The sequence below is a fragment of the Polynucleobacter sp. AP-Capit-er-40B-B4 genome, assembly GCF_018882245.1.
Lineage (GTDB): Bacteria > Pseudomonadota > Gammaproteobacteria > Burkholderiales > Burkholderiaceae > Polynucleobacter.
On the sequence record NZ_JACVOV010000003.1, the window covers coordinates 103,408 to 126,890 of the forward strand.

The 23,483-nt window shown below is 45.2% G+C and carries 19 protein-coding genes; 14 read left to right on the forward strand and 5 right to left on the reverse strand.

Going from position 1 to position 23,483, the window contains the following annotated elements:
* Window positions 1–21: 21 nt before the first annotated feature.
* The 10 genes from nuoG (at window position 22) to ICN19_RS08625 (ending at window position 11,224) form a co-directional block, all read left to right on the forward strand.
* Window positions 22–2,337 (forward strand): NADH-quinone oxidoreductase subunit NuoG, encoded by a 2,316-nt coding sequence (gene nuoG, locus ICN19_RS08580; protein ID WP_216247338.1) that lies wholly within the window; start codon window positions 22–24, stop codon window positions 2,335–2,337.
* 8 nt (window positions 2,338–2,345) lie between these two features.
* A complete protein-coding gene (nuoH, locus tag ICN19_RS08585; RefSeq protein ID WP_216247079.1) occupies window positions 2,346–3,419 on the forward strand; it encodes an NADH-quinone oxidoreductase subunit NuoH in 1,074 nt (357 codons plus the stop codon).
* A gap of 11 nt (window positions 3,420–3,430) precedes the next feature.
* Window positions 3,431–3,922: an NADH-quinone oxidoreductase subunit NuoI gene (gene nuoI, locus ICN19_RS08590; RefSeq protein ID WP_216247080.1), complete on the forward strand. Its 492-nt coding sequence runs from the start codon at window positions 3,431–3,433 to the stop codon at window positions 3,920–3,922.
* Between the two features lie 21 nt (window positions 3,923–3,943).
* Window positions 3,944–4,591: an NADH-quinone oxidoreductase subunit J gene (locus tag ICN19_RS08595; RefSeq protein ID WP_216247083.1), complete on the forward strand. Its 648-nt coding sequence runs from the start codon at window positions 3,944–3,946 to the stop codon at window positions 4,589–4,591.
* A complete protein-coding gene (gene nuoK, locus ICN19_RS08600) occupies window positions 4,588–4,896 on the forward strand; it encodes an NADH-quinone oxidoreductase subunit NuoK (protein WP_114689749.1) in 309 nt (102 codons plus the stop codon). Before ICN19_RS08595 ends, nuoK begins: the two co-directional genes overlap by 4 nt.
* 2 nt (window positions 4,897–4,898) lie before the next feature.
* A complete protein-coding gene (nuoL, locus tag ICN19_RS08605; RefSeq protein ID WP_216247084.1) occupies window positions 4,899–6,959 on the forward strand; it encodes an NADH-quinone oxidoreductase subunit L in 2,061 nt (686 codons plus the stop codon).
* A gap of 24 nt (window positions 6,960–6,983) precedes the next feature.
* Window positions 6,984–8,450 carry an NADH-quinone oxidoreductase subunit M gene (locus ICN19_RS08610; protein ID WP_216247086.1) on the forward strand — a complete coding sequence of 489 codons (1,467 nt, stop codon included), beginning with the start codon at window positions 6,984–6,986 and terminating at the stop codon, window positions 8,448–8,450.
* Between the two features lie 10 nt (window positions 8,451–8,460).
* Window positions 8,461–9,960 (forward strand): NADH-quinone oxidoreductase subunit NuoN, encoded by a 1,500-nt coding sequence (nuoN, locus tag ICN19_RS08615; RefSeq protein ID WP_216247087.1) that lies wholly within the window; start codon window positions 8,461–8,463, stop codon window positions 9,958–9,960.
* Window positions 9,961–10,073: 113 nt separating this feature from the next.
* Window positions 10,074–10,673 (forward strand): NUDIX domain-containing protein, encoded by a 600-nt coding sequence (locus tag ICN19_RS08620; protein ID WP_216247088.1) that lies wholly within the window; start codon window positions 10,074–10,076, stop codon window positions 10,671–10,673.
* A 65-nt stretch (window positions 10,674–10,738) separates the two neighbouring features.
* Entirely contained in the window at window positions 10,739–11,224 is a 486-nt protein-coding gene (locus ICN19_RS08625; protein WP_216247089.1) for a DUF1178 family protein, read from the forward strand.
* Window positions 11,225–11,294: 70 nt separating this feature from the next.
* On the opposite strand, the gene ICN19_RS08630 is transcribed toward ICN19_RS08625, so the two are convergent.
* Complete coding sequence (locus ICN19_RS08630; protein WP_068323011.1) at window positions 11,295–12,815, reverse strand: CoA-acylating methylmalonate-semialdehyde dehydrogenase; 1,521 nt, start codon at window positions 12,813–12,815, stop codon at window positions 11,295–11,297.
* 162 nt (window positions 12,816–12,977) lie between these two features.
* On the opposite strand from ICN19_RS08630, the gene ICN19_RS08635 reads away from it, so the two are divergent.
* Both ICN19_RS08635 and ICN19_RS08640 read left to right on the forward strand, forming a co-directional pair.
* Window positions 12,978–14,099: an NADH:flavin oxidoreductase/NADH oxidase gene (locus ICN19_RS08635; RefSeq protein WP_216247093.1), complete on the forward strand. Its 1,122-nt coding sequence runs from the start codon at window positions 12,978–12,980 to the stop codon at window positions 14,097–14,099.
* A 29-nt stretch (window positions 14,100–14,128) separates the two neighbouring features.
* Complete coding sequence (locus tag ICN19_RS08640; RefSeq protein WP_216247095.1) at window positions 14,129–15,103, forward strand: tripartite tricarboxylate transporter substrate binding protein; 975 nt, start codon at window positions 14,129–14,131, stop codon at window positions 15,101–15,103.
* An 8-nt stretch (window positions 15,104–15,111) separates the two neighbouring features.
* Here ICN19_RS08640 and ICN19_RS08645 read toward each other — a convergent pair whose 3' ends face one another.
* A complete protein-coding gene (locus tag ICN19_RS08645; RefSeq protein ID WP_216247098.1) occupies window positions 15,112–16,422 on the reverse strand; it encodes an amidase in 1,311 nt (436 codons plus the stop codon).
* Between the two features lie 78 nt (window positions 16,423–16,500).
* Here ICN19_RS08645 and ICN19_RS08650 point away from each other — a divergent pair, with 78 nt between their 5' ends.
* Window positions 16,501–17,163, forward strand: coding sequence for a SprT family zinc-dependent metalloprotease (locus ICN19_RS08650; protein WP_216247099.1), 663 nt, complete (start codon window positions 16,501–16,503; stop codon window positions 17,161–17,163).
* Window positions 17,164–17,212: 49 nt separating this feature from the next.
* Complete coding sequence (locus ICN19_RS08655) at window positions 17,213–18,304, forward strand: tartrate dehydrogenase (protein ID WP_216860673.1); 1,092 nt, start codon at window positions 17,213–17,215, stop codon at window positions 18,302–18,304.
* 17 nt (window positions 18,305–18,321) lie between these two features.
* Here the strand turns inward: ICN19_RS08655 and dnaQ are convergent, their stop codons facing one another.
* Genes dnaQ through ICN19_RS08670 form a run of 3 tightly spaced genes read right to left on the reverse strand, consistent with a single transcriptional unit; the run spans window position 18,322 to window position 23,431 of the window.
* Window positions 18,322–19,032: a DNA polymerase III subunit epsilon gene (gene dnaQ, locus ICN19_RS08660; RefSeq protein WP_216247102.1), complete on the reverse strand. Its 711-nt coding sequence runs from the start codon at window positions 19,030–19,032 to the stop codon at window positions 18,322–18,324.
* Window positions 19,032–22,130 (reverse strand): efflux RND transporter permease subunit, encoded by a 3,099-nt coding sequence (locus tag ICN19_RS08665; protein WP_216247103.1) that lies wholly within the window; start codon window positions 22,128–22,130, stop codon window positions 19,032–19,034. The genes dnaQ and ICN19_RS08665 overlap by 1 nt, the downstream gene beginning before the upstream one ends.
* On the reverse strand, window positions 22,127–23,431 hold the full coding sequence (locus tag ICN19_RS08670; protein WP_216247106.1) for an efflux RND transporter periplasmic adaptor subunit: 1,305 nt from the start codon (window positions 23,429–23,431) through the stop codon (window positions 22,127–22,129). The genes ICN19_RS08665 and ICN19_RS08670 overlap by 4 nt, the downstream gene beginning before the upstream one ends.
* Between the last annotated feature and the right edge of the window lie 52 nt (window positions 23,432–23,483).

Here is a 23,483-nt window from a genome sequence, read left to right on the forward strand (position 1 = left end):
ACGGGATATCTAAAAGTGAGCATGGTAGAAATCGAATTAGATGGTAAGGCTGTAGAAGTTCCGCAAGGTTCGATGGTGATGCACGCCGCGAATAAGCTCGGCACCTACGTACCTCACTTCTGCTATCACAAGAAATTATCAATCGCTGCCAACTGCCGTATGTGCTTGGTGGAGGTTGAAAAAGCCCCCAAACCTTTGCCTGCATGTGCAACACCAGTTACTCAAGGTATGAAGGTGTTTACGCATTCAGCTAAAGCAGTTGAAGCGCAGCGTTCTGTAATGGAATTCTTGCTCATTAACCACCCATTAGATTGCCCAATTTGCGATCAAGGCGGTGAGTGCCAGTTACAAGATTTAGCGGTAGGTTACGGCAAATCCAATTCTCGCTACGACGAGGAAAAGCGCGTTGTATTCCATAAGAATGTTGGACCATTAATCTCCATGCAGGAGATGACTCGTTGCATTCACTGCACACGTTGCGTTCGCTTCGGCCAAGAAGTTGCTGGTGTGATGGAACTAGGAATGGTCAACCGTGGTGAGCATTCAGAAATTACTACTTTCGTAGGTCAGACAGTGGATTCAGAGCTTTCTGGAAACATGATTGACTTATGCCCAGTAGGCGCGTTAACCAGCAAGCCATTCCGCTACGCTGCGCGTACCTGGGAATTAGGTCGCAAGCGTTCTGTAAGTCCGCATGACAGCTTAGGCGCAAACACTACAGTTCAAACTAAAGCCAATAAAGTGATGCGCGTTGTTGCTTTAGAAAATGAAGCTATTAATGAATGCTGGATTAGCGATCGCGATCGCTTCTCTTATGAAGGATTAAATAGCTCTGATCGTGTCACAACACCAATGGTGAAGCAGGGCGGCCAATGGCTAGAAACAGATTGGCAATCAGCGCTTGATTATGTTGCACATTCATTAAAGACTATTTCAGCGGAAAGCGGTCCTGAAGCAATCGGTGCTTTAGCTCACCCAATTTCTAGCGCAGAAGAATTACATCTCTTACAAAAGATGATTCGCAGTTTAGGCTCTAAGCAAGTGGAGACTCGTTTGCGTCAAACTGATGTGAAGTCTTCAGCAGCTGCACCATGGCTCGGTATGCCTATTACTAAGGTCGGTGAATTAGATCGCGTTTTAGTTATTGGCAGCTTCTTGCGTAAGGACCAGCCAGTATTGGCGGCCCGTATTCGTACTGCTAGCAAGCGTGGTTTACAAGTTGCTCGTATTGATGCGGGTGGCGATGATTGGTTAATTCCAAGTAGTGGCATTGCTGCGGCTCCAAGCGCTTGGTTAAGCGCATTAAGTGAAGTGGCTCAGGCAGTCGCTAAAGCCAAATCAGTTACTGCACCAGCTGGCACTGCTAACTTAGTAGCCTCACCTGCAGCCCAAAAAATTGCAGATAGTCTCATTTCTGGTGAATCAGCAGCGGTACTCTTGGGCTCTGCTGCTATTGCCCATCAACATGCATCTGATTTGCATGTGCTGGCCCAATTTATTGCTGACCAAACTGGCGCAACTTTAGGTTTCTTGCCAGAGGGCGGAAATGCAGTAGGCGCTTCCTTGGTTAACGCTAACGGCGTTGGTGTGGAATCTGTCCTATCCGGCGATCGTCGTGCTGTGATCTTGATGAATATCGAACCTGATGCAGATTTACCAAATCCTGCTGCCGCACGCGCTGCTTTGGCCAGGGCAAACACAGTCATCGCATTGAGTGCTTATAAGAGTGCCGATTTGCTTGAAGTGGCTGATGTCATTCTGCCAATTTCAACATTCTCTGAAACAGTTTCTACATTTGTAAACCTAGAGGGTAGAGCTCAAACTGTTCAACCTTCAGTAAAACCATTAGGCGATTCACGTCCGGCATGGAAAGTTATTCGTGTGCTCGGCGGTCTTTTGGGGCTTGATGGTTTCTTATTTAATCTTCCTGAAGAAGTCTTGGGTGAAGCGTTACCTGAAAACTATTGCACTCGTCTGAGCAATAAAACTTCAGCCACTTCCATTTCCAATGGAAGTGCGTCTTCAGTGAATGGTCTTGAGCGCTTGGCTGATGTCAATATTTATGCTGGCGACCCAATTGTTCGTCGTTCATCAGCGCTGCAACTTACACGTGATGCAAAACGTGGCAATCAAGCTGGCTTAAATCAAAAGGCATTCTCTGAATTAGGCTTGAAAGAGGGTGATGCTGTACGTGTAACTCAAGGTAGCCAGTCAGTAGATATGCCGGCAACATTAGAAGTAAATCTAGCGCCAGGCGCTGTCAGGATTTCTGCTGGCACTATGGCTAGTGCGAAATTGGGTGCTATGTTTGGCCCTGTAACTGTTAGTAAGGCATAAGGTCAGAGATGGATAATTTCTTGAACCTCGTTACCACCCAAGGTGAAGCCTTTTTTGGTTCTTTATGGCCATTGGTTTGGGCTTTGGTGCGCATCGTCATTATCGTATTGCCAATGTTTGGTTGCGTAGCTTACTTAACCCTCTGGGAAAGAAAGCTGATTGGTTGGATGCATATTCGTCTTGGACCAAACCGTGTTGGTCCATTAGGTTTATTGCAACCAATTGCAGATGCGTTGAAGCTTTTGATGAAGGAGATTATTGCTCCTGCACAAGCAAGCAAAGTTCTTTATTTCATAGCGCCAATCATGGTGATCATGCCTGCGTTTGCAGCATGGGCAGTCATTCCATTTCAAGCCAAGATGGTTTTGGCTGATGTTAATGCTGGCTTGCTTTACATCATGGCTATTTCATCGATTGGTGTTTATGGTGTGATTTTGGCTGGTTGGTCATCTAACTCCAAGTATCCGTTCCTTGGCGCCATGCGCGCATCAGCCCAAATGATTTCTTATGAAATTGCGATGGGCTTTGCATTGGTAACTGTGCTATTGACTTCTGGTTCTCTAAACTTAAGCGCAATCGTTGCATCCCAAGAGCAGGGTGTGTTTGCAGACATGGGTCTAAATTTCCTTTCTTGGAATTGGCTCCCATTGCTTCCGATGTTCTTGATTTACTTTATTTCCGGCGTTGCTGAAACTAACCGTCATCCATTTGACGTGGTTGAGGGTGAGTCTGAGATTGTTGCTGGACACATGGTTGAGTACTCAGGCATGTCTTTTGCGATGTTCTTCTTGGCTGAATACGCCAACATGATTTTGATTGCTGCTGTTGCTTCAATCATGTTCCTAGGCGGTTGGTTACCGATTGTTGATTTGCCAATCTTGCGCGACATTCCAGGTTTCTTCTGGTTATTTGGCAAGACATTCTTCCTCTTGTCTTGTGTGATCTGGTTGCGTGCCACATTGCCACGCTATCGCTATGACCAAATCATGCGTTTGGGTTGGAAGATCTTTATTCCCATCTCCGTTTTCTGGGTGGTTGTTATCGGCGCATGGGTTGTGTCTCCATGGAATATTTGGAAATAAGTTGACCAATCATGTTTAAGAAAATTTCCCAATTCCTCGATAGCTTGATGCTCAAAGACATCCTTACTGGTATGTCGATTACTGGGCGCTATCTTTTCAAGCCAAAAATTACTATTCAGTATCCAGACGAGAAGACTCCATTGTCTAATCGCTTCCGTGGTTTACATGCACTCCGTCGTTATGAAAATGGCGAAGAGCGTTGTATTGGTTGCAAACTCTGTGAAGCAGTATGCCCAGCTTATGCAATCACTATTGAAACCGCTGAGCGTGATGATGGCACTCGTCGTACCAGTCGTTATGACATTGACTTAACAAAGTGCATTTTCTGTGGATTCTGCGAAGAGGCGTGCCCAGTTGATGCAATTGTTGAAACCAATATTTTTGAATATTTCGGCGATAAGCGTGGCGACCTTTATTTCACTAAAGACATGCTTTTGGCTGTCGGCGATAAGTATGAAAAAGATATCGCTGCTAACCGTGCAGCTGATGCACCTTACCGTTAATCGAATTGAGCTGAACTGAATATGACATTCGATCCATCTACTTTGTTTGCTGTTTTCTTCTACGGCTTTGCAGGTTTACTTGTTATTTCTGCATTGCGCGTGATCACAGCTCGTAATCCAGTCCATGCGGCTTTATTTCTGGTATTGGCTTTCTTCTGCGCCTCCGGTCTTTGGATGTTGCTCAAAGCCGAGTTTTTAAGTCTCGCCTTGATCTTGGTTTATGTTGGCGCGGTGATGGTTTTATTCCTTTTCGTGGTCATGATGCTCGATTTAGATTTAGAGCATTTGCGTCGTGACTTCAAAAAGTTCCTTCCAGTTGCCTTCTTGATGGGCGCTGTGATTGTTCTTGAACTCTCTATAGTGATTATTCGTAGCTTCATCGGAACAAATGCGCCAGTGCAGCCTATGCCAGAAGAGATGATGGCAAACAATACTCAAGCCTTGGGTATGCTGATCTTTGTTGATTATGTGTATGCGTTTGAAGTTGCTGGAGTGATCTTATTGGTGGCAATTATTGCTGCGGTTGCTTTGACCTTGCGTAATCGCAAGGACTCTAAGTCACAGAATATTCACGAACAAGTCAATGTGGTTGCTGCAGATCGCATGCGCATTGTAAAAATGGGTTCAGACATGGCTGCGAAGCAAGATTCAAGAGGGGAGAAGAAATGAACATCACTCTCGCTCACTATTTAGTACTTAGTGCAATTTTGTTTGCAACTAGCGTTATTGGTATTTTCTTAAATCGCAAGAATGTGATCGTATTGCTGATGGCAATCGAATTGATGCTTCTTGCAGTCAACATGAACTTTGTAGCCTTCTCTCACTACTTGGGAGATATGGCAGGTCAAGTATTCGTATTCTTTATTTTGACAGTGGCAGCTGCTGAAGCGGCTATCGGCTTGGCAATTTTGGTTGTGCTCTTCCGTAAGGTTGACACCATTAATGCCGAAGATCTTGACCACCTTAAAGGCTAGTCATGCAATTGACCTTAAATATTCCCGTACTCTGCGCAATTCCTTTGGCGCCATTGGTTGGCTCCATCATTGCCGGTTTCTTTGGTACAAAATTAGGTGGTAATCGTATTGGCCACGGGGCAAGCCAATTTGTGACTATCTTGGGTGTCGCAATTGCCTTTGTCTTATCTTGCAATGTATTAGTACAGGTGATGGATGGTTTCTATTTCAATGGAACTGTTTACCGCTGGATGCAGTTGGGTGAGCTCAATCTAGATATTGGCTTCTTGATTGATCCGCTTACTGCGACGATGATGTGCGTAGTAACCTTTGTGTCGCTGATGGTTCACATCTACACCATTGGTTATATGCATGGTGAAGAGGGTTACAACCGCTTCTTCTCCTACATTTCCTTATTTACCTTTGCCATGTTGATGCTGGTGATGAGTAACAACCTATTACAGCTCTTCTTTGGCTGGGAAGCAGTTGGCGTAGTTTCTTATTTATTGATTGGCTTCTACTTTGAGCGTCAATCTGCAGTGTTTGCCAATATGAAGGCTTTCTTGGTCAACCGCGTTGGTGACTTTGGCTTCATCCTTGGCATTGGAATTTTGTTAGCCAGCACTGGCTCGATGCAATATGACGTTATTTTTGCTCAGAACTCTGCTTTAGCTGCGCAAACCCTACCAGGTACAAGTTGGAATTTAATGACGGTTGCTTGTATTTGCTTGTTCATTGGCGCCATGGGTAAATCGGCCCAATTTCCATTGCATGTTTGGTTGCCGGATTCAATGGAAGGTCCAACGCCAATTTCTGCATTGATTCACGCTGCAACGATGGTTACCGCTGGCATCTTTATGGTGTCACGTATGTCACCTTTATTTGAGTTGTCTGATGCTGCATTAAGCTTCATCTTAGTGATTGGTTCTATCACAGCACTCTTTATGGGCTTCCTAGGTATTGTCCAAAATGATATTAAGCGCGTAGTTGCTTATTCAACCTTGTCTCAATTGGGTTACATGACTGTTGCTCTGGGCGTTTCTGCTTACCCAGTAGCCATCTTCCACTTGATGACTCATGCTTTCTTTAAGGCCTTATTGTTCCTTGCTGCTGGTAGCGTGATTCTTGGCATGCATCATGAACAAGATATGCGTAAGATGGGCGGCCTCTGGAAATACATGCCGATTACATGCCTCATGATGTTGCTAGGTAACTTGGCACTCGTTGGTACACCGTTCTTCTCAGGCTTCTATTCAAAAGATTCCATTATTGAAGCGGTAGCTGCAAGCCATATTCCTGGTTCTGGATTTGCATACTTTGCGGTTATGGGAAGCGTATTTGTAACTGCCTTGTATTCATTCCGTTTGTATTTCTATGTATTCCACGGCAAAGCACGCTGGGGTCACGATGATGCACATGCTCATGACCACCATCATGGTCACGCAGAGCAGGGTGACGATCATGCGCACCACGGATTAGCTCCAGGTCAAAAACCACATGAGTCACCGTTTGTTGTGACCTTGCCATTGATTCTCTTGGCTATTCCATCTGTAATCATTGGTTTCTACACAATATCGCCATTGTTGTTTGGAACATTCTTTGGTGATTCCATCTTTATTGATTTGGCTCGCCATCCAGTGATGAAAGAATTGGAAGATGAATTCCACGGTCCAGTTGCTATGGCGATTCATGCATTTACTTCGCCTGTATTGTTATTAGTAGTGTTGGGTGTACTAACTGCAGCTATCGGCTATTTATGGGCACCCAAACTGCCTGGCAAAGTTGCGGAAACATTTGCGCCAATTAAGAAATTGTTTGATAACAAATACTATCTCGATGAAATCAACCAAGCCGTATTTGCTAAGGGCCTCATTTGGATCGGTGGATTCCTATGGCATCGCGGTGACCAAAAGGTTATCGATGGTTTCTTCGTTAACGGCAGTGCGCATGCAGTAGGGCGCTTTGCTGGAGTTATTCGCCATTTGCAATCCGGTTATCTGTATCACTATGCTTTCGCAATGATTGCGGGCCTAGCGGTATTGTTAGCTTGGGTTTTGTACGCTTATCTGCCTTTTGTTCGCTAGGCCTTTGTTACTTAAGTAGCCACTATGATTCTTTCTTACGCCATCTGGACCCCGATTGTCTTTGGACTCATTATTTTGTTTTATGGGTCTGAGAAGCCAACTGCCGGCGTACGCTGGTTAGCTCTTGTTGGTGCCGTACTCGGCTTTATTGCAACCCTTCCATTGGTGATTAATTTTGATATTGCCAATTCCGGAATGCAGTTTGTTGAAAAGATTAGCTGGATTCCGCGCTACGACATTAACTATTACTTAGGTATCGACGGTATCTCCGTTTGGTTCATAGTGCTCACCGCTTTCATCAACATCATTGTGGTGATCGCAGCATGGGAAGTGATTGAAACCAAAGTGTCTCAATACATGGCCTCTTTCATGATCCTTTCTGGATTAATGATTGGCGTATTTTGTGCGCTTGATGCTTTATTGTTTTATGTCTTCTTTGAGGCAACCTTGATCCCGATGTACATCATTATTGGTGTATGGGGTGGCCATAATCGTATTTACGCTGCATTCAAGTTCTTCTTGTACACATTGCTTGGCTCTTTGCTTACATTGATTGCCATGCTGTATCTGTACAACGTAACTAATACTTTTGATATCTTGGCTTGGCAAAATGCACGTTTAGATATCGTTGAGCAGATCCTATTATTTGCTGCGTTCTTTATGGCGTTTGCTGTAAAAGTGCCAATGTGGCCATTGCACACTTGGTTGCCAGACGTACACGTAGAAGCTCCAACTGGTGGCTCCGTAGTCTTGGCTGCAATTATGTTGAAGCTCGGCGCTTACGGCTTCTTGCGTTTCTCATTGCCTATCGCTCCAGATGCAAGTCAATATTTAGGCCCATTTGTAATCTTCCTATCTTTAGTTGCCGTGATCTACGTAGGTGCAGTTGCCTTGGTCCAGAAGGATATGAAAAAGCTGGTTGCTTATTCATCTGTAGCGCATATGGGTTTTGTAACCTTAGGCTTCTTCCTCTTTAGCCCTTTGGGCATTGAGGGTGGCATTGTGCAAATGATTTCACACGGCTTTGTTGCTGGCGCAATGTTCCTTTCAATTGGCGTGCTCTATGACCGTATGCATACCCGTCAGATCGCCGATTACGGTGGCGTTGTACACCGTATGCCTGCATTTACTGCATTTGCAGTATTGATGGCGATGGCTAACTGCGGCTTACCTGCAACCTCTGGTTTCGTAGGCGAGTTCATGGTGATTTTGGCTGCCGTTGATTATGACTTCGTCATTGGTATCTTGGCTGCAACAGCCTTGATCTTGGGTGCTGCGTATTCTTTATGGATGGTCAAGCGCGTATTTTTCGGCACGATCAATAACGCTCATGTAGAAGAGTTAAAAGATTTGAATGGTCGCGAGTATTTCTTGATGGCAGTTCTATCGATCTGTGTGATTGGTATGGGTGTTTATCCAAAGCCTTTTACCGACATCATTCATCCAGCCGTGATTAATCTGCTACAGCATGTTGCTGTTAGCAAACTCTGAGTAAGCGCAAATGCAAGCATTCGATCTATACGCCATCCTGCCGGAACTTGTTTTACTGATAGCGACCTGTTTGCTACTGGTTGCAAGTGTTTACGTTCCTGAAAGAGTGATATCCACTCCCGGTGTGGAGCAAGATGTTTTCCACACTCCACGTGGTGTCGGCTTTGTTTATTTCTTTACAATCATTTTGTTGGTTTACTTGGTGATCGCTTTTGTAGGCCGCATGGGTGATCCAGCTTTAGTCGCAATGAATGGATTATTCCAGTCTGATCCTTTCTCAAACTTGCTCAAAGCGTGTTCTTGCATTGCTGTATTGGTAAGCTTGATTTATTCCAAGCAGTATTTGATGGATAGGGCTTTATTCCGTCCGGACTTCATCGTATTGGCTTTACTTGCCTTGCTTGGTCAATTTGTATTGATCTCTGGCGCAAATCTGTTGACCTTGTATCTCGGTCTGGAGTTAATGGCTTTGCCAACCTACGCTTTAGTGGCGATGCGTCATAGCAGCGAGAAGAGTGTTGAGGCTGGTATTAAGTATTTCATCTTGGGTGCATTGGCGTCAGGCTTCTTGCTTTATGGCATGTCCATGCTCTATGGCGTTACTGGCTCTTTGGATCTCATTGAAATTTTCAAGGTAGTAGCCGATCCTAGAGTTAACCACTTGGTGATGGCTTTTGGTTTGGTATTTATTGTGGCCGGCTTAGCATTTAAATTAGGCGTGGTGCCATTTCACATGTGGGTACCTGATGTTTATCAAGGAGCACCAACGGCTGTTACATTGATGATCGCTGCAGCTCCAAAGCTAGCCGCTTTTGCGTTGTTGTTCCGTTTGTTAGTAAACACCTTGTTGCCATTGCTAGGCGACTGGCAACCCATGTTGGTATTGCTGGCAGTCTTATCTCTAGTTGTGGGTAACGTTACTGCGATCGCTCAAACTAACGTAAAGCGTATGTTGGCTTACTCAGCTATTGCTCAAATGGGCTTTGTTCTTTTAGGTATGTTATCTGTATTTGATGACCATGCTTTTAGTGCTGCAATGTTCTACGCCATTACTTATGTTATGACTACTCTAGGCACCTTCGGTCTATTGATGGTGCTGTCACGCAAGGGCTATGACTGCGAAACCTTGGATGGCTTAAAAGGCCTTAATAAAAAGCACCCATGGTTTGCCTTTATTGGTCTTGTGATGATGTTCTCATTGGCTGGTATTCCGCCAACGGTTGGCTTTGCTGCTAAGTTGGGCGTTCTTGAGGCCTTGGTTGATGCAGAGCATACATTCTTGGCTGTAATCGCTGTGATTGCATCCTTGATCGGCGCTTTTTACTACCTCAGAGTAGTCAAGGTTATGTACTTTGATGAGCCTGAGCATGAGATTACTGTTAGCGGCTCTGGTTTTGCTAAAGGCATCTTGGGTTTAAATAGTATTCTGGTATTGGCAATCGGCATTGTTCCTGCTGGACTAATGGGGCTCTGCCTAGATGCTATGCGTCGTACCTTATTGGGCTCCTAATACAAAGTCCAATCCCAATAAAGGCTCCTTAGGGAGCCTTTATTATTTATGACTTTGAAGTGTCACGGCTGTTTTGTATGATGAAGTCATCGAATTTCAAAAGGAATATGTAAATGACTGAAAAATCATTTAAAGATCTACCATCAGGAGATTCTCATTTGCGCGAAGAGCGCATTTCTGGGGAAGATATTTATGGTGGCATTTTCCTGAAGATGAAGCGTGACAAGATTTCCCTGCCGAATGGCGAAGAGGCTGTGCGCGAGTATTTAACCCATCCAGGGGCTGTAGCTATTGTTGCAATTCTTGATGATGGTAGGGTGCTTCTTGAGCGCCAATATCGCTACCCAATCGCAAAAGCTTGTATAGAGATTCCCGCGGGTAAGCTGGAGATTTGTGAAGATCATCTTCAGTGCGCTAAAAGAGAGCTCGAGGAAGAGACGGGCTATACAGCCGAGAAGTGGAGTTACATTCGCCGTATTCATCCGGTGATTTCTTATTCCACGGAGCTTATTGATATTTACTTGGCTGAAGACTTGGTCCCTGGCAAAAGTCATCTTGACGATGAGGAGTTTTTAGACGTCTTTGCAGCTCCCCTAGAGCAGTTAATCGGTTGGGTTGAGGATGGTGAGATTACGGACGTTAAAACAACGATTTCAGCCTATTGGCTCGATCGTTATCGCAGAGGCTTAGTCAAGCCAACCCCGATCGAATAGGGTGTTCCCAAACCCGATTAAAATGGGGGTATTGAATTTATCGTTTTTGACCCTATATACGTTTTATGAAAGTCTATAACTTAGCTTGTCCACTAGATCACCGCTTTGAAGGGTGGTTCGCTTCGGAAGAGGATTGTCTTGCCCAACAAGACAAGGGGATGCTTGCTTGTCCGGTTTGTGACAGCCCAGAAATTACCCGGATGCCATCAGCGCCGCATATTGGTAAATCATCTTCTACTGAATTAGCTATTCCTAAAGCTGAATCCGAAAATCTGAGTGGAGGGGTAGTTGCGCTTACTGGTAGCGATCATTCCCAGCTTGAGGCGCAAGTCCAAGCGGCCTTCTTGAAGGGTATGAGAGAGCTGATGGGCCGCTCTGAAGATGTCGGCGATTCTTTCGCTGATGAAGCCAGAAAGATTCACTACAAAGAAACTCCCGAGAGAAGCATTCGCGGTCAAACTACGTTGGATGAGGCTGAGGCCCTAAGAGAAGAGGGTATCGACGTGCTATCAATGCCAATGATTCCAGCATTAAAAAATACCCTTCAGTAACAGTCTTATATAAACCGAGCAAATAAAAAAGCGATCCGAAGATCGCTTTTTTGCTATTTACATCTAAGAATTACTTGGAGGTAGGCATCACAAACTCTGCGCCCTTAGCAATGCTTTCAGGCCAGCGCTGCATTACGCTCTTTTGCTTGGTGTAGAAACGGACGCCTTCTTTGCCATATGCATGCATATCGCCAAAGATGGATTTTTTCCAGCCGCCAAAACCATGCCACGCCATTGGAACTGGAATAGGTACGTTAATACCAACCATGCCTACCTGAACGCGACGCGCAAACTCACGGGCAATATTGCCATCACTGGTGAAGCAAGCAACGCCATTGCCAAATTCGCAAGAATTCACTAGGTTGAGTGCATCAGTAAAGTTAGCAACACGCAGGCAAGACAGTACTGGCCCAAAGATTTCTTCTAAGTAGATCTTCATATCAGGGGTGACATTGTCAAATAATGTGCCACCAATAAAGAAGCCGTTTTCATTACCAGGAACTTTGAGGCCGCGACCGTCAACCAATAGTTTTGCGCCAGAAGCTACGCCACTTTCGATATAGCCAGTAATGCGCTCAAGAGCCGCCTTAGAGACAATTGGACCCATTTCTGCATCAAGCTCCATGCCATTCTTCACTTTTAGCGTCTTAGTGCGCTCGATCAGTTTTGGCATGATCTTTTCAGCAACATCACCAACCAAGACTGCCACTGAGATCGCCATGCAGCGTTCGCCAGCTGAGCCGTAAGCAGCGCCAACCAATGCGTCAATTGCTTTATCAATATCGGCGTCAGGCATGATGACCATGTGATTCTTAGCGCCACCCAATGCTTGGGAGCGTTTGCCAAAGTGAGCGCAGCGCTCATAAATGTAGTTCGCAATTGGGGTGGAGCCGACAAAGCTCACAGCCTTAACATCTGGATTTTCAATCAAAGCATCAACTGCCTCTTTGTCGCCCTGAACTACGTTAAATACGCCATCAGGAAGGCCGGCTTCCTTGAGGAGCTTGGCCATAAATAGAGATGCAGTTGGGTCGGTAGGACTTGGCTTCAGAATGAATGTATTCCCACAAGCAATTGCCATTGGGAACATCCACATTGGCACCATGACAGGGAAGTTAAATGGAGTGATACCAGCAACCACGCCCAATGGCTGACGCATTACCCAGTTATCAATGTCTGTAGAAACTTGTTCGGTGTAATCGCCTTTGAGCAATTCTGGAATGCCAGTGGCAAATTCCACAATTTCAATTCCACGAGTAACTTCACCTTGCGCATCGGTAAATACTTTGCCATGCTCTGCTGTAATAATCGCAGCCAATTCATCGCGATTGGCGTTTAAGAGTTCTAAGTACTTAAACAAGATGCGTGAACGGCGCAGGGGGCTGGTTTGGCTCCAGGTCTCAAAAGCTTTTTGCGCAACCGCTACAGCAGCATCTACTTCCTTGCGACTAGCAAGGGCGACGCGACGAGCTACAGACCCTTTGGTAGGGTTGTATACATCGGCAAAACGGCCATCTTTAGGGTTAACTACATTGCCGCCAACAAAGTGGCCAATATCTTCTTTTGATTCAAAGGCTTGAGGTGCGTTCATAGTCTCTTGTAGTGAGTGTTTATAGGATTATTGGTAAAAAAGACGCTTGGCTATATGGCCTGCACGACTTTACTATCTCGTTTATTCTGCTTTTTAAGTATTTTATAGCTTTACAGCAATTTTCGTATTTTTGACCCTTATTTGGGCTTTTTAAGGCATTCAATGAGTCTTTTATTCTCTAGTTACACCCTCAATTCGCCACGTGGACCCCTGGAGCTGGCTAATCGTATAGTAGTGGCCCCAATGTGCCAATATTCAGCCAGTAACGGCGAGGCAACAGACTGGCATCTAATGCATTGGGGTAATTTACTCAATAGCGGCGCAGCACTGTTCATTATTGAAGCAACGGGCGTTAGCCCAGAGGCTCGCATCACTCCGGCTTGCTTAGGGCTCTGGGATGACCGCACAGAAGCGGCGCTAAAAGATAAATTAATTAGAGCGCGCTCCTTGGCCCCCGCTGTACCAGTTTTTATCCAGCTAGCTCATGCAGGTCGTAAAGCCTCCAGCGCCACTCCTTGGAATGGTGGTCAACTGCTTGCCAAAGATCAAGGTGGCTGGGAAACGCTAGCGCCTTCAGCTATTCCGCAGTTAGACGGAGAGCGCCCACCTCATGAATTAAGCAAGGATGAGCTAAAGAAGTTGATTGCTGATTTTGTTGCATCAGCCAAGCGCGCAGATCGCATTGGTATTGATGGCATTGAACTTCATGGTGCGCATGGTTATTTATTGCATCAATTTTTATCTCCGATTGCAAACCAACGCACTGATGAATACGGCGGTTCATATGAAAATCGAATTCGCTTTCCACTTGAGCTATTTGCAGCTGTAAGGGCTGCCTATCAAGGCGTTCTTGGTATCCGAATTTCAGCTAGCGATTGGATTGAAGGGGGATGGACGCCCGAAGAAACTGCGGATTTTGCTAAACAACTGAAGCCATTGGGCTGTGATTTTGTTCACATCTCTTCAGGCGGCATTTCTCCTAAGCAGAAAATTGCTATTGGTCCGAACTATCAAGTGCCTTTTGCAAAGATCGTCAAAGACCAATCTGGTTTGCCAACCATGACAGTTGGTTTAATTACAGAGCCTCAGCAAGCTGAAGATATTTTGCAGGCGGGCGATGCAGATTTAATAGCTCTAGCAAGAGCCTTTTTATACAAGCCGCGTTGGGCTTGGGAGGCTGCTGCAGTTTTGGATGGAACGATTACAGCTAATGAGCGTTATTGGCGCTGCTTGCCGCGTGAAGCGCAAGCAGTATTTGGTAATGTAAAAATTGGGCAAAGATAAGTTCCAATTATAAAAATCTGGAGGCACTAATGAATAAAAGTAGAGCGATAGCTAGCGTATTAGCGTTATTGACTATGGGTTTGGTGGGCTTAGCATCCGCACAATCATTTCCGGATAGGCCGATTACTTTGGTTGTGCCAAATCCACCGGGCGGTTTAGTTGACACCTCAGCGCGTTTGTTGAGTGAGCCATTGACAAGAGTTATTGGTCAGCCAGTGGTTGTTGACAATAAACCTGGGGCAAGTGGAAACACTGCCTATCAATATGTTGCAAAAGCTAAACCAGATGGCTATACCTTGCTGATTTCTTACTCTGGATATCACGTAGGTAATCCCGCTTTATTTGACAAGCTTCCATGGGACCCCATTAAAGACTTTTCACCTGTTGCTTTATTAACTGTTTCAACCAACGTGATTGCAGTTCATCCTTCTGTGCCGGTGAACAACCTCAAAGAATTTATTGCATATGCTAAAGCGAACCCAGGTAAATTAAACTACGCATCTCAAGGTAATGGCTCTGTATCTCATATCGGTACCGAGATCTTTAAGCAAACAACCGGTGTAGAAATGGTGCACGTTCCTTACAAGGGATCGGGCCCTGCAATTCAAGACGTATTGGCAGGGCAGGTTCAAGTATTTATTAGTACGCCGCCTTCTTTGATGCAGCATGTACAAAGCGGTAAATTAAAAGGCTTAGCTGTTACTGGAAAAAATCGTCATCCTGGTATGCCTAATGTACCAACCACTGCAGAAGCAGGTCTTCCTTCATTTCAGCTAGAGTCTTGGGTTGCTTTGTATGCACCAGCGGGTACTCCAGCCCCTATTATTACAAAACTGACGAACTCGGTAAAACAGAGCTTGGCATTACCTGAGGTCAAAGAGCGTTCGGATGCGGCTGGTGTAGAGCTCCGCTATCTCAATCCAGCGCAAACCGATGCGCTAGTAAAGAAAGAAATTCCTTTCTGGGGTAAAGCAATTAAAGCGGCAAACATTACGCTTGACTGATACTTGCTCTATGCCTGATCTCTTAAAGTGGGATCAGGCAGAGCATGTACGAAAGCTCTTGCTGCGCTTAAAAGAAAATGATCTTTGTCTGGCCCAGCTATGAGCTGCACGCCAACCGGTAATCCGTTGGGGCCGCTGGCTACATTGATGTTGATACAAGGCAATCCCAAGAGAGTCCATTCTCGACAGAAGACTGGATCGCCGGTACCATCTTTTAAATCAGGCGCTTCACCCGGAGCGCTGGGAGCTATCAATAGGTCAACCTCATCATTGAATAGTGCGTTGATGGATAATTTAGCATTGCCTGCAAACAGTAAATCTTTTGCGTACTGCTCATAACTAATTGCAGCGCCGTCAGTGAGTTGCTTGCTCAATATCAAGCTTAATTTCTTTGGATAGTGGGTTCGCTCAAACACAAAGCTGCGAGACATTTCGGAGAGCATGATGCGAGTTTGAGCTTGCGTGATGTCATCACAGGATTTGGGTAGTTTTAAGTCCACAACAGTGGATTTGGCAATGCGCTCCGCCGCATGGCGCGCTACAGCCATCGCAGTTGCAGTTTCCTGTTGGGCAAGAGACCAGTTTGAAGTCTTGCAAATCGCAATGCGGGGTTTGTTATGCAGCATCTCAATCTTTGCAAGGCGATGATCACCACTCATGGCTGCAACACCTAACCCTACATCCTCTACAGTCCTGCCAAAGCATCCCAAAGTATCCAATGAAACCGAAAGGCTTTTCACGCCCGCGATACTCACTTTGCCCAAGCTAGGTTTAAAGCCTACTACGCCACAATAGGATGCTGGACGAATCATAGACCCAGCTGTTTGGCTGCCTGTTGCCAGAGGCACCATGAAGTCGGCAACCGCTGCGGCAGAGCCGCTTGATGATCCTCCGGGCGTATGCCTTGAATTATGCGGATTTGTTGTTAGACCGCTTTTAAATGATGCTAATTCGGTAGTAACTGTTTTGCCTAGAATGATGCCGCCTGCCTGTCTTATCAATGCAATCGAGACGGCATCGGCTACTGGATAGTGATTGGCGTAGATGGGAGAGCCATAAGAGGTTGGCAGGTCATAGGTGTCATATAGATCTTTCACGCCGATAGGCAGGCCATGCAAAATGCCTTTAAATGCCCCTTTATCAAGCTCTTTGGCGCGCGATAAAGCATTTTCCTTGCCAAGGCTGGTCCAAGCCTTAATGTGGCTCTCCCGTTGTCCTATGCGGTCAAGACAGGAGAGCAGCAAATCAGTGGCCTTTATCTCCCTTTGAGAGAGGGCTTTAATGGCTTGAGAGGCGCTGAGGCTTTCTAGATCTTTCATTGGTTCATTCTACTTATGGTGGCGTATGATCGCAATTTAAGCTTTTTTGTCCCAGAAATTCCATAGAAGATAAGTTAGATGAAGCAACATACAGTACGTGAAGCATGGCTTGAAGATGCTGTAAGGCATTTGGAGCCAGTATTTTCAAAAGCGGGCTACGCAATCCCTCCAGTAAGGGTTTCTTGCGGCTTTCCAGCCTCTAGTAGCCCCAGAACAACACTAGGTCAGTGCTGGCCTCGTGAGCGATCTGGGGGTGGTGTTAATGAGATATTTATCTCCCCAAAATTAGATGAGCCAGTGCAGCTTTTGGACACCTTAGTGCATGAGCTTTGCCATGCTGTTGATGACTGCTTTAGTGGCCATGGCGAGGATTTCAAGGGGATAGCTCAGACAGTTGGTTTAGAGGGCCCAGCCAGAATGGCTCATGCTACTGAAGAATTAACAGTAAAACTGATGATGATTAGCCAGGAATTGGGCCCATACCCACATCAAGCCATCGTATTTCCACCCCCTAGACCTAGCAATGCCAGCCGTAGCAAAGCAAAATGCAGCCAATGTGGCTATGAGGTTACCTTGCTTAAAAAGTGGGCTAGCTATGGCGCGCCAATTTGCCCAAAAGACAATATTCGTATGCTAGAGGCGGTTCCCGAGACAATTGAAAATACGACTGATTACGATTCTGATTCTGTAGAAAAAGGTACTAAAAAAGCGCCGGATGAGATCCGCCGCGCTATTAGTTAGAAATTTGTAAAATTCATCTTCATCAAAAATTAAAAGAGACAAGTTACTCATGAACGCAAAAAAAATTTTTAAGAATCCAAAAATTGCTGTTATCCCTGGTGATGGCATTGGTAAAGAGGTTATGCCTGAGGGCGTCCGCGCACTAGAGGCTGCCAATCGCAAATTTAATCTCGGAATGCAGTTTGATCATTTTGACTTTGCAAGCTGTGACTACTATCTCAAGCACGGCAAAATGATGCCCGATGATTGGTTCGATACCTTAATGAAGTACGACGCAATCTTCTTTGGCGCAGTTGGAATGCCTGATGTTCTTCCTGACCATGTTTCATTATGGGGTAGCTTGATTCAATTCCGTCGCGGCTTTGATCAATACGTCAATTTGCGTCCAGTGCGTTTGCTGCCAGGTGTTCCTTGCCCATTGGCCAATCGCAAGCCTGGTGATATTGATTTCTTTGTTGTGCGCGAGAACACAGAAGGCGAATACTCAAGTGTCGGTGGAAAAATGTTCCCTGATACGGATCGTGAGATTGTTATTCAGGAATCCGTTTTCACAAGACAAGGCGTAGATCGTATTTTGCAATATGCATTTGATCTGGCACAAAGTCGCCCTAAGAAGCATCTCACTTCAGCCACAAAATCAAACGGTATTGCTATTACGATGCCATACTGGGATGAGCGCGTAGAAGCAATGTCGAAGAAGTTTGCAGATGTAAGAGCAGACAAATATCACATTGATATTCTGGCTGCACACTTTGTTATGAATCCAGATCGTTTCGATGTCGTTGTGGCGAGCAATTTGTTCGGAGACATTCTTTCCGACTTGGGGCCTGCATGTACCGGCACAATTGCTGTAGCGCCATCAGGTAGCATTAATCCAGATGGTAAGTTCCCGTCATTATTTGAGCCTGTGCATGGATCTGCACCCGATATCTTTGGCAAGATGATTGCTAATCCGATTGGTCAAATTTGGAGCGGGGCGATGATGCTTGATCACCTTGGCTATCCAGAGGCTGGTAAAGCTATATTTACAGCGATTGAAAAGGTATTAGCTTCTGGCCCTGGAAATGCACCTTTGACACCTGATCTTGGTGGCACAGCCAAGACTGATGATTTAGGTAAGGCGATTGCCGCAGCGATCTAATGAACGGCTAATTCTTGTTAGCTAGCAATACCTAAAGGACTCCAAACGGAGTCCTTTTTACTTGCCTTGGCAATTTCAGCAAGGATCTTTTCATGGCTGAGTAGATCATCCTCTGAAGCGGAAAGTATTTTTAAATTGGTCGGAAGTGCTTTGGTGTGTCCAGAGGAATCTGCGCCTACAGTGTAATCAATGAGATCTATGGACAGATCCTCTTGACCCCTAGTCATCGCTACATAGACTTCGGCCAAAAGCTGGGCATCCAATAAAGCGCCGTGCAAGGTACGGTGTTTATTGCTAATCGAAAAACGTTCGCACAATGCATCCAAGGAATTTCTTTTACCTGGGAACATTTGACGGGCATCTAATAGGGTATCGGTTACCTTAGATGCAAGATTCCGAAACGGAGGACGTTTTAATAGCGCAAACTCGTTATCTAAAAATCCTAAGTCAAATGCTGCGTTATGAATTACGATTTCAGCGCCATCAACAAACTCAATAAGCTGCTCAACAATATTTGCAAAGATGGGCTTATCAGATAAAAACTCTCTTGAGAGGCCGTGAACTGCAAAGGCTCCTGCATCGATATCGCGCTCTGGATTGATGTAGTAATGAAAGGTTCTATCCGTTAAGCGACGACCAACCATTTCAACGCAACCGATTTCAATAATGCGGTCACCTGTAGCAGGATTTAAGCCTGTGGTTTCAGTATCGAGAATAACTTGACGCATTAGGTTCCCTCCAGAATGGCAGGTGGAATATCCATTGGACCATTACCTGCATATTTATCCAGGTAAAGATAAATTACCGGAGTAATGATGAGTGTTACAAATTGAGAAAATATCAAGCCACCGGCAACGCTAATACCTAAAGGTTGGCGTAACTCTGCTCCAGCACCAAGGCCGAGTGCAATTGGCAGCGCACCCATCAAAGCGGCAATGGTGGTCATCATGATGGGTCTAAAGCGCAAGATACAAGCCTCTCGGATTGCTTTCTCTGGACTCATGCCTTGATTACGTTGCGCATCTAGTGCAAAGTCAATCATCAAGATCGCATTCTTCTTAACAATGCCAATCAGTAGCAAGATGCCAATTGAGGCAACGATAGTGAGCTCAAAGCCAAAAATACGTAACGCTAGTATGGCGCCAATCGCAGCAGATGGTAGTCCTGCCAAGATAGTAAGTGGGTGAATATAGCTCTCGTATAAAACGCCAAGCAGAATATAAATTACACCTAACGCTGCCAGCAATAAGATTACTTGTCCCGATTGATTGTCTTTAAAGACAGCGGCATCGCCACCATAGCTGGTAATGATGGAAGGTGGCAAGTCAACTTCATTGACAAACCGATCAATCGCTTTGGTTGCATCACCCAAAAAGACATCAGGTGCCAAGTTAAATGAAATCGTTACAGCAGGAATTTGACCTTGATGATTTACAGCGGTTGGTCCAACCGTTCTTACAAAGCTAGCCAAGCTAGATAGCGGTATGAGTTTGTCAGTAGCTCTGCCTCGTACATATACTTTATTTAAGTCTGTTTCAAACTGCCTATCATCCTCTGCCGTTTCAAGAATGACGTAGTAGGTATTAACCGGTGTGTAAATGGTAGACACTTGGCGCTCACCAAATGAAGAGTAGAGGGCTGTTCGTATATCGGCAATCGATACGCCAGCGCTTGCTGCTTTTTCACGGTCAATTTCAATTTTGACGTTAAGGCCCTTGAGTTGTGAATCGCTTGTCACATCCCTAAAGATCGGATCAGTACGCATCTTTTGCAATAGCTTATCAGCCCATTCATTTACACCCTCAAAGCCAACACTTTGCAATGTGAACTGATAGCGGCTCTTACTGCTTCGTCCGCCTAGTTGTAAATTCTGTACTGGGCTCATGTAAACCTGGATGCCAGGAATTTCTCTGAACTTTGTTCGAAGACCTTCCATTACCTTACTCATTTTTTGACGCTCGCCTTTTGGCTTCAAAATAATGAAGAACCGACCGGTATTGCGCCCTGAGCTTTGTCCGCCACCCAAAATAGAAATCGATGTTGCAACGTTAGGGTCGCTATCAACGATTTTGGCTGCCTGATCTTGCAGGGCAATCATCGTTTTAAACGAAGTGTCCTCTGAGGCTTCGACCGTAACTCGCAATTGACCAATATCTTCTTCGGGGAAGAAGCCTTTGGGGCTATAGATAAAGAGGGCAACAGTAATGACACAACTAGCAATTGCTCCCCACAACACCTTTTTGCGATTGACTAAAGCTAAGTCTAAAAAGTGAACGTATCCCTTTAGAGTCCAGTCGAAGAGGCGATCAAATTTCTTAGTAATTTCATATTCTTTTGGTTTGTGGTCTGGCTTTGGTAGATACCGGCTACAAAGCATTGGCACTACTGTCAGTGAAACAACCGCAGAAACCAAAATAGAGAGGGTAACAACAACTGCAAACTCTCTGAATAGGAGGCCAATCGGTCCCGCCATAAAGAAGAGCGGAATGAAGACTGCCACCAAGGACAGGGAAATGGAAACGATAGTAAAGCCAACCTCTTTGCTTCCCTTGAGCGCAGCCTTAAGTGGATCCATGCCTTGTTCAACGTAACGCATGATGTTCTCTAAAACAACAATCGCATCGTCAACAACCAGGCCAACAGCTAGCGTGATGCCCAATAGAGAGATGTTATCCAGGCTGTAGCCCAAGAAGTAGAAAACAAAAAAGGCACCAATTAAGGAAATAGGCAGGCTAATTGATGGGATAACGGTTGCTGATACATGCTTGAGGAACAGGAATATCACCAGAATCACCAATGCAATAGTGAAAAGCAGGGTGATATTAACGTCATGGATGGACTCAATAATTGAGAGCGAGCGATCGTTGATGAGTGTTAGCTGAATCGAATCCGGCATCTGCGCTTGAAGCGAGGGTAATAAGCGTTTGATCGAATCAACTACTTCAACCGTATTGGCATTTGGTTGTCTGTTAATACCAATCGCAATCGATCTTTCGCCTTTTGCTGAGGCAAAAGTTTTTACATCTTCGTAGCTTTCTTGTACATCAGCCACATCCTTAAGATAGATTGGATATCCATTGCGCTGTGCAATGATGAGGTTGCCAAACTCTTCTGCCTTAACTAATTGAGGATTTGCATAGATGGTAATGAGTTGTCGTGGACCATCTAGGGTGCCAACGGGGCTATTAGTATTGGCTTTATTGATTGCAGCAGCCACTTCATCCATCGTAATATTGCGGTTGCCTAAAGCATCTGGTCTTACGCTAACGCGAACTGCATAGCGCTTAGCGCCATAAACAGAAACCTGAGACACGCCTGAAATCGTCGATAAATTCGGTGCCATTAAATTCTCGGCATAGGCGTTCATTTCCGAGAGGCTAATTGATGGAGAACTCATTCTGACAATGAGTACCGGTGTATCTGCAGGATTAATTTTTCGGTAAGAAGGCGGTACCGTCATCTCAATCGGCAGGCGCCTTTGTGCGCGCAAAAGAGCTGCCTGTACATCTACCGCCGCCTTATCAATATCGCGATCATTGTTGAATTCAAGGGTGATGCTAGTAGAGCCGAGTGAATTGGTTGAGCTAATGACCTTGATGCCATCGATTGTTGAGAATTCTTTCTCAAGCGGCAACGCAACTGCGGAGGCCATATTTTCTGGTGCAGCGCCTGGCAAACTTGCGGTGACCGAAATGATCGGCGTATTGAAGCTCGGTAGAGCGGCTACTGGAATTTTGAAATACGCTACGCTTCCAGCAATGACGGTTGCAATAGAGAGCAACACCGTCATGACGGGGCGTCTAATACATAACTCAGAAAGTGTCATTTTTGCTCTGCAGCAGGTGTGTTATTGGCGGGAGCCGGACCTTTACCAGTTTTAGCTTCCCGCACTTTGCTGCCGGTACGTAAATTTTGCTTGCCTTCAACAACAATGCGGTCACCAGCTTGAATTCCCGATACAACAGAGGTGCCCTGGTATTCGTATGTCACCTTTACTGGCTTCGCAGTCACTTTGTCATCCTTGTCTACTATATAGACGAGGCGACCGGTTGGACTAATCACAATAGCTTCAGTTGGTACTGCAATTGCATCCTTTAATGTGTTGGCATTTAGGGATACACGTGCAAACTGACCTGGTAAAAGCTCCATTTTTTCATTGGGAATTTGCGCTTTAACTCTTACCGCTGCAATCGCTGGATCTACTTGGTTATCAATTACTAATACCTGGCCTTCATAAGCAGCTTTGTCAGAATTGCCAACGGTGACTTTAACTTTTAAGGGTTCATCAGCTTTTTTGTTTTCCAAAATAATTGGAATATCTTTTTCTGGAATAACAAATTGAACATTAATTGGATTCAATTGCGTAATGGTGACCATGGATCCAGTGGTCGATGTAGCGGAAGCGTTGGTTGAGCTAATTACCGCATTGCTAGCCTGCACAAAGGAGCCTGGGAACACATTAATGATGCCGGCACGACCGTTAATGGGGGAGCGTATTGAATCAAAAGAGAGTTGTACCTCGGCTGAGCGTGCAGCAGCTTGTGCTGATTTCGCGTTTGCAAGAGAAGTTTCTAAACCTGCTTTTGATATGAAATTTTTGGCAACCAATTCCTTAGCGCGCAAATATTGCTTTTGAGCATCATCCGCCAAGGCCTTCTGTTTTTCGTAGTTAGCCTTATCGTTGCGGTCATCTAGACTGAAGAGAAGTTGGCCCTCTGTTACTTCTTGCCCATCTTTGATGTGAATTTTGGTAACGGTATTGGTCACCATCGGGCGAATATCAACAATGCTATTGGAGACAATCGTGCCAGTTGCCTCGATGATCAGTGGGACATCCTTTTTCTCGACCACCATACTAGTAATCGTTTGAGGGCCGCCAGCTTTCTTGCCTGCTGGGAAAAAATAATCGTATGTTTTTGAGCCCGCATACAGCAGTATCAAAACGATCAAAATACGCCACTTAAAGCGTTTGATGAATGCCTTGATAGAGACGTAATTAATGTCTTTAAGCTTATCAACCTGAGGCAAATATTTATTCCAAAGCGTGCATAAACGAGACTTGCCCGCATCCTTCAGTTGCACGAGCTTGCCTAACAACTTATCAAGGGAGGATTCGATTTTTGACACAGACTTGTTTTTCTTGGATTTCTAGGGTTTATATGCTGTTTCTGGGGTATTT